At 76.2% G+C, this 5,522-nt stretch carries 5 protein-coding genes; 2 read left to right on the top strand and 3 right to left on the bottom strand.

What is annotated here, in order from left to right; all coding sequences use genetic code 11:
- Positions 1-43 precede the first annotated feature (43 nt).
- Positions 44-1,417, bottom strand: coding sequence for an MFS transporter (locus EF903_RS27805; RefSeq protein WP_125547719.1), 1,374 nt, complete (start codon positions 1,415-1,417; stop codon positions 44-46).
- Between the two features lie 382 nt (positions 1,418-1,799).
- Between EF903_RS27805 and EF903_RS27800 the strand changes: the two genes are divergently transcribed.
- Both EF903_RS27800 and thpR read left to right on the top strand, forming a co-directional pair.
- Positions 1,800-2,708 (top strand): DUF3027 domain-containing protein, encoded by a 909-nt coding sequence (locus tag EF903_RS27800; protein WP_125547717.1) that lies wholly within the window; start codon positions 1,800-1,802, stop codon positions 2,706-2,708.
- Positions 2,709-2,919: 211 nt separating this feature from the next.
- Complete coding sequence (gene thpR, locus EF903_RS27795; RefSeq protein WP_125547715.1) at positions 2,920-3,471, top strand: RNA 2',3'-cyclic phosphodiesterase; 552 nt, start codon at positions 2,920-2,922, stop codon at positions 3,469-3,471.
- Between the two features lie 196 nt (positions 3,472-3,667).
- On the opposite strand, the gene EF903_RS27790 is transcribed toward thpR, so the two are convergent.
- Positions 3,668-4,657, bottom strand: a complete 990-nt coding sequence (locus tag EF903_RS27790; protein WP_125547713.1) for an aldo/keto reductase — start codon at positions 4,655-4,657, stop codon at positions 3,668-3,670.
- A 56-nt stretch (positions 4,658-4,713) separates the two neighbouring features.
- Complete coding sequence (locus tag EF903_RS27785) at positions 4,714-5,415, bottom strand: GDSL-type esterase/lipase family protein (protein ID WP_125547711.1); 702 nt, start codon at positions 5,413-5,415, stop codon at positions 4,714-4,716.
- Positions 5,416-5,522 lie beyond the last annotated feature (107 nt).

The following is a 5,522-nucleotide window of genomic DNA, read 5'->3' as shown; positions in this document are numbered from 1 at the left end:
CCCGCCCGCCCCCCGGCCGGCGCACACCCCCGCACGGAAGGCGTCACGCGGTGCGCGTCCGGGCCGACCCCGGGCGGCCGGCGCGGGGGGCCGACAGCAGGCCCCGCACGGCCATCGCGGTGCCCGCGGCGACGATCGCCGCGGCCACCGACATGCCCAGCACCCCGTTCAGCGGCAGCGCGATCCCGATGGCGCCGCCCAGCACCCACGCCACCTGGAGCAGGGTCTCCGACCGGGCGAACGCGGAGGTCCGCACCGACTCCGGGACGTCCCGCTGGATGGTGGCGTCCAGCGACAGCTTCGCCAGCGCCTGGCAGAACCCGGCCGTCGCCCCCAGCACCGCCACGAACAGCCCGCTGAAGAACACCGCGGCCAGCACCGCCACCCCCAGCGCCAGCGCCAGCACCGCCGCGATGATCGCCTCCGGGGCCCGCGCCCGCAGCCACGCCCCGACCGCCGTCCCCGACGCGTTGCCGATGCCCGCGGCCACGCCGACGATGCCCAGCGACACCGCCGCGCTCTGCCCGGACAGCGGGTGCTCCCGCAACAGGAACGCCAGGAAGAAGATCAGGAAACCGGACAGGGCGCGCATCGCCGCGTTCGCCAGCAGCCCGCACAGCACCGAACTGCTGACCGTGCGCAGGCCCGGCCGGCGCGAGTGCGGCTCGTGCGTCGACAGCACCACCCGCCGCTCGCCCTTGGCCTCGTCCACCTTGTGCGGCAGGCGGAACGCAGCGACCGTGCCCCCCACGAAGATCACGCACGCCCCGTACAGCGGCCACGGCGGCCCGATCGTGTGCAGTCCGGCCGCGACCGGCGCGGCCGCGCCCGTGGCCAGCAGGCCCGCGAGCGTCACCCGCGAGTTCGCCTTCACCAGGGAGAACCCGGCCGGCAGCAGCCGCGGGACCACCGCGCTGCGCACCACCCCGTACGCCTTGGACGCCACGAGCACGCCCAGCGCCGCCGGGTACAGCTCGATCCCGCCGGTGGCGACCGCCCCGGACATCGTCAGCGCGAGCAGCGCCCGGGCCAGCATCGCCCCGGCCATCGCGGCGCGCCGCCCGTGCGGCAGCCGGTCCAGCAGCGGGCCGATCACCGGGGCGAGCACGGTGAACGGCGCCATCGTGATGGCGAGGTAGAGGGCGACCCGGCCGCGCGCCTCGTCCGTGGGAACGGAGAAGAACACCGTCGACGCCAGCGCCACCGTGATCATCACGTCGCCGGCGCCGTTGACGGCGTGCAGCTCGATCAGCTTGCCCAGGCCGGACTCGCCGGCCCCGTGGGCGTGCGTCGCGCGCCGGATCCCGCGCGCCGCACCGGTGACCGGGAGGTGCAGGGCACGCCCGACGGCCCGGCCGGCCCGCCTGGCCGGTCCCGGGCCGCCGCGCGACGACCGTACGGGTGCCACACCCGACATACTGCCCCACCGGCCCGGCGCCGACCCGCCGCCCCGGGGCTCCCGGGCGTGCCCGGCACCCCCGCGGGGGCCGCCCGCGGCCGCCGGACGGCCGTGCCCGTGTCGCCGCCTTGTCCGCGAATCGGACCTTGCATGTGGGCGAGGCGCTCCGAAGGAGGTAGCGTGCGTAGCGCGCCACCGGCGGTTGCTCTTGGCGGCGCGCCTCTTCGCGATCCCGCAGAATGGATGGCAGGTAGGTGCGCCCGGGACCGATCGGGTGCGGACGTCGACGCGGCCCTCTGGTCCGCTCCGCCCGCGCCTCGCACGGACAGGACCGACGGGTCGTTGTGGACGACGGTACGGACGGCGCACTCGTGAGACGGCGTAGGAGAGAACGAGACCTGTGAGTGCTGCGACGACGCGAAGCCGGACCCCCGACCGCCTGTGCGCCGAGGCGGTGGACCTCGCCCGCGGGGCGGCCGAGGAGCTTGCCGCGCCAGGCGTCGTGGGCGAGCACGTGGGGATGGTCGCGGAGGGCGACCGCGTCGTCACGCACTTCTTCGCGTGCGAGGACCCGGGCTACCGCGGATGGCGGTGGGCCGTCACCGTGGCGCGGGCCTCCCGTGCGAAGCACGTCACCCTCGACGAAACGGTGCTCCTTCCCGGCTCCGATGCCCTCCTGGCCCCCGAATGGGTGCCGTGGAGCGAGCGCCTGCGCCCCGGCGACCTCGGCCCCGGCGACCTGCTGCCCACCGACGCCGACGACCTGCGGCTGGAGCCCGGCTTCACCGGCGAGGACGCGCCGCCCCCGAACTCGGCGGTCTCCGCGGAGATGGCCGAACTCGTCGAGGCGGAGGACGCCGACGTCACCGACCGCACCGCCGTACCGGTCCGCGGCTCCATCGCCGCGGTCGCCGAGGAGCTCGGCATGCGGCGCGCCCGCGTCCTGTCCCGGTACGGGCTGCACTCCGCCGCCGACCGCTGGGACGAGGCCTACGGCGCGAAGACCCCGATGGCGCAGGCCGCGCCCGCGTCGTGCGTCTCCTGCGGCTTCCTCGTCGCCATCGGCGGCTCCCTCGGCCAGGCCTTCGGTGTCTGCGCCAACGAGTTCGGGCCCGCCGACGGCCGCCTGGTCTCCCTCTCGTACGGCTGCGGCGGGCACTCCGAGGCCGCCGTCATGCCGAAGCCGCTGCGGCCCGCGCCGCCCGTCCTCGACTCGATGGCGTCGGACGAGTTCCCGCTGCGGCCCGCACCCGACACCGGCTCGGTGCCGTCGGCGGACCTCCCGGCCGCGGACCTCGGGCACTCGTAGGGCTCGAACGGCGCCGCGCCGCCGACCCCTTGGCGGCCCGCCCGCCAACGCGCCCGCCGCGGGCCGCGGTTCGCCCGCACCCGCCCCGACACGCAGTACGGGCGCCCGGCGTTGGACCGCGGCGCCCGGCGGCCGTACGGCGGCGGCCGGCCGCGGACCCGCGCGCAGCGGCGGGGAGGCGTCGCGCGCACCCGCGGGCTACGCTCGCGCCATGAGGCTGTTCGCCGCGGTGCTGCCGCCCCCGGAGGCCGTCGCCGAGCTGCGCCGGGCCCTGGAGCCCGTCCGCGACGACCGGCTGCGGTGGACCGGGGAGGACGGCTGGCACTTCACGCTCGCCTTCATGGGCGAGGTCGGCGACCCGCTCCTGCCCGATCTGCACGCCCGCCTGGAGCGGGCCGCGCACCGCACCGAGCCCTTCACCCTCCGCCTGCACGGCTTCGGCCGCTTCGGGGACCGCGCCCTGTGGGCGGGCGCCGCCGGCGGCATCGACGCGATGCGGATGCTCGCCGAGCGGGCGGACGCGGCGGCCCGCCGGGCCGGCGTCCCCATGGACCGCCACCGCCGCTACACCGCCCACCTCACCGTCGCCCGCAGCGCCGGCGGCACCGGCCTGCGCCCGTACGCGGAGGCCCTCGCCGGCTTCGAGGGCACGCCGTGGCGGGTCGGCGAGCTCAGCCTGGTCCGCAGCAACCTCCCCACGGGCGGCGTCCCCGGGGAGCGGCCCCGCTACGAGGTGGCCGGCGCCTGGCCCCTCGGCGGCTGACACCCGGCCGCGGGCGCCGCGGCCCGGCCCCTCGGTACGGGGACCGACGGCGGCCGCGTTACGCTCGACGGGTGGATCCCAAGACCCGAAACCGCGTGATGGCCGGTGTGCTCGTGCTGATGTTCTTCGTCGTGGCAGTGGCGGCCGCCGTCGGACAGTAGAGCCCGCCGCCCGCGGCCGCCGTGCGCCGCCGGCCCTACCAGGCGAACGCCTCGGGAGCGGGGCCCGGCCCCGGGAACACCTCGTCCAGCCCGTCCAGCACCTCCTGGGGGAGGTCCAGCTCCACCGCCCGCAGCGCGGACGCGAGCTGCTCCTGCGTCCGCGGCCCGACGATCGGCCCGGTGATCCCGGGCCGGGTCAGCAGCCACGCCAGGGCCGTCTCGCCCGGCTCCAGGCCGTGCTTGGCGAGCAGGTCCTCGTACGCCTGCACCTGCGCCCGCACCGCCGTGTTGGCCAGCGCGTCCGCGGACCGGCCCGAGGCGCTGCGCCCGGAGGTCGCGGCCTTGCGGATCGCCCCGCCGAGCAGCCCGCCGTGCAGCGGGGACCACGGGATGACGCCGAGCCCGTACTCCTGCGCCGCCGGGATCACCTCCAGCTCGGCGCGCCGCTCGGCCAGGTTGTACAGGCACTGCTCGCTGACCAGCCCGAGCCGTCCGTGGCGCGCCGCCGTCTCGTTGGCCTGGGCGATCTTGAAGCCGGGGAAGTTCGAGGAGCCCGCGTAGAGGATCTTGCCCTGGTTGACGAGGACGTCGACGGCCTGCCAGATCTCCTCGAACGGGGTGCGCCGGTCGACGTGGTGGAACTGGTAGAGGTCGATGTAGTCGGTCTTCAGCCGCTTGAGGCTGGCGTCGACGGCGCGGCGGATGTTCAGCGCCGACAGCCGGTCGTGGTTGGGCCACGGCTCGCCCTCGGGGGCCATGCTCGCGTAGACCTTGGTGGCGAGGACCGTCTTCTCGCGGCGGCGGCCGCCCTGCGCGAACCAGGTCCCGATGATCTCCTCGGTGCGGCCCTTGTTCTCGCCCCACCCGTAGACGTTAGCGGTGTCGAAGAAGTTGACGCCGGCGTCGAGCGCGGCGTCCATGATGGCGTGGCTCTCCGGCTCGCCCGTCTGGGGGCCGAAGTTCATCGTGCCGAGTACGAGTCGGCTGACCTTGAGACCGGTGCGTCCGAGCTGTGTGTACTTCATGGGCCCAGCCAACTGCCTGTGCCGGGCCGGGGCAAGTGCCCCCGCCGGGAGGCGCGTTACGCGCGGGCGTGGTCCGGGGCGGGCTCGTAGGGGGCGCCGATGCCCCAGGCCTGGTGGAGGACCGAGGCGAACTCGCCGGCCAGGCGGTGCTCGCCCGAGGCGTTGGGGTGGGTGCCGTCGTAGGTGTCGCGGTGGATGTCGTACCCGGCGGGGCGCGCGCCCAGCAGGATCGGCGAGGCGGGCGTCGACAGGTCGGCGACGGCCTTGGCGAGGAGCTCGTTGAAGCGGTCGACCTCGGCGGCGAACGGCGCGTCCGACTCGGCCCGCACGTTCGGGATGACCGGAAGCAGCACCATGCGGATGCGGGGCCGGGCGGCGCGTGCGGCGGCGACGAAGCGGCGGGCGTTGGCCGCGGTCTCGTCGGCGGCGGTGTAGAAGCCGAGGTCGATCAGGCCGAGGGAGACGAGCAGGACGTCGGCGCGGCCGGCGGCGACGGCGCCGCCTATGAGGGGCGCCATGTGCTGCCAGCCCTCGCCCCAGCCGGCGAGGTGGCGGCGGGCGCGCTCGGGGAAGCCGGGGTCGGCGTAGTCGTGGCTGGTGGGGGCGTCGTCCCGGGGGTCGTAGAGGCCCGTGCGGGGGCCGACGACGGCGTACGGGCCGCCGAAGGTGGCGTTCAGGTGCTGCCACATCCGGTAGCGCCAGGTGTAGTCGCCGGCGCGTCCGATGGTCATGGAATCGCCGACGAACATGAAACGCATCCGGTCATCATCGCGGATCGCGCGCCGCGCGCCCCTGTGATGCCGGACACGCCGGGCGCCCCTGGCAGGCTTGGGACCATGCGCCTGCTGCCGTCCCCGCCCCCGCC

Source organism: Streptomyces sp. WAC05292 (assembly GCF_003949955.1).
GTDB classification, from domain to species: domain Bacteria; phylum Actinomycetota; class Actinomycetes; order Streptomycetales; family Streptomycetaceae; genus Streptomyces; species Streptomyces globosus.
Note: the sequence above shows the minus strand (reverse complement) of the source record. Positions and strands in the feature narration are given on the sequence as shown.

Excerpts from the sequence above, each read along its gene's own strand:
- EF903_RS27805 (WP_125547719.1), bottom strand. The coding sequence starts at position 1,417 with ATGTCGGGTGTGGCACCCGTACGGTCGTCGCGCGGCGGCCCGGGACCG.
- thpR (WP_125547715.1), top strand. The coding sequence starts at position 2,920 with ATGAGGCTGTTCGCCGCGGTGCTGCCGCCCCCGGAGGCCGTCGCCGAG.
- EF903_RS27790 (WP_125547713.1), bottom strand. The coding sequence starts at position 4,657 with ATGAAGTACACACAGCTCGGACGCACCGGTCTCAAGGTCAGCCGACTC.
- EF903_RS27785 (WP_125547711.1), bottom strand. The coding sequence starts at position 5,415 with ATGCGTTTCATGTTCGTCGGCGATTCCATGACCATCGGACGCGCCGGC.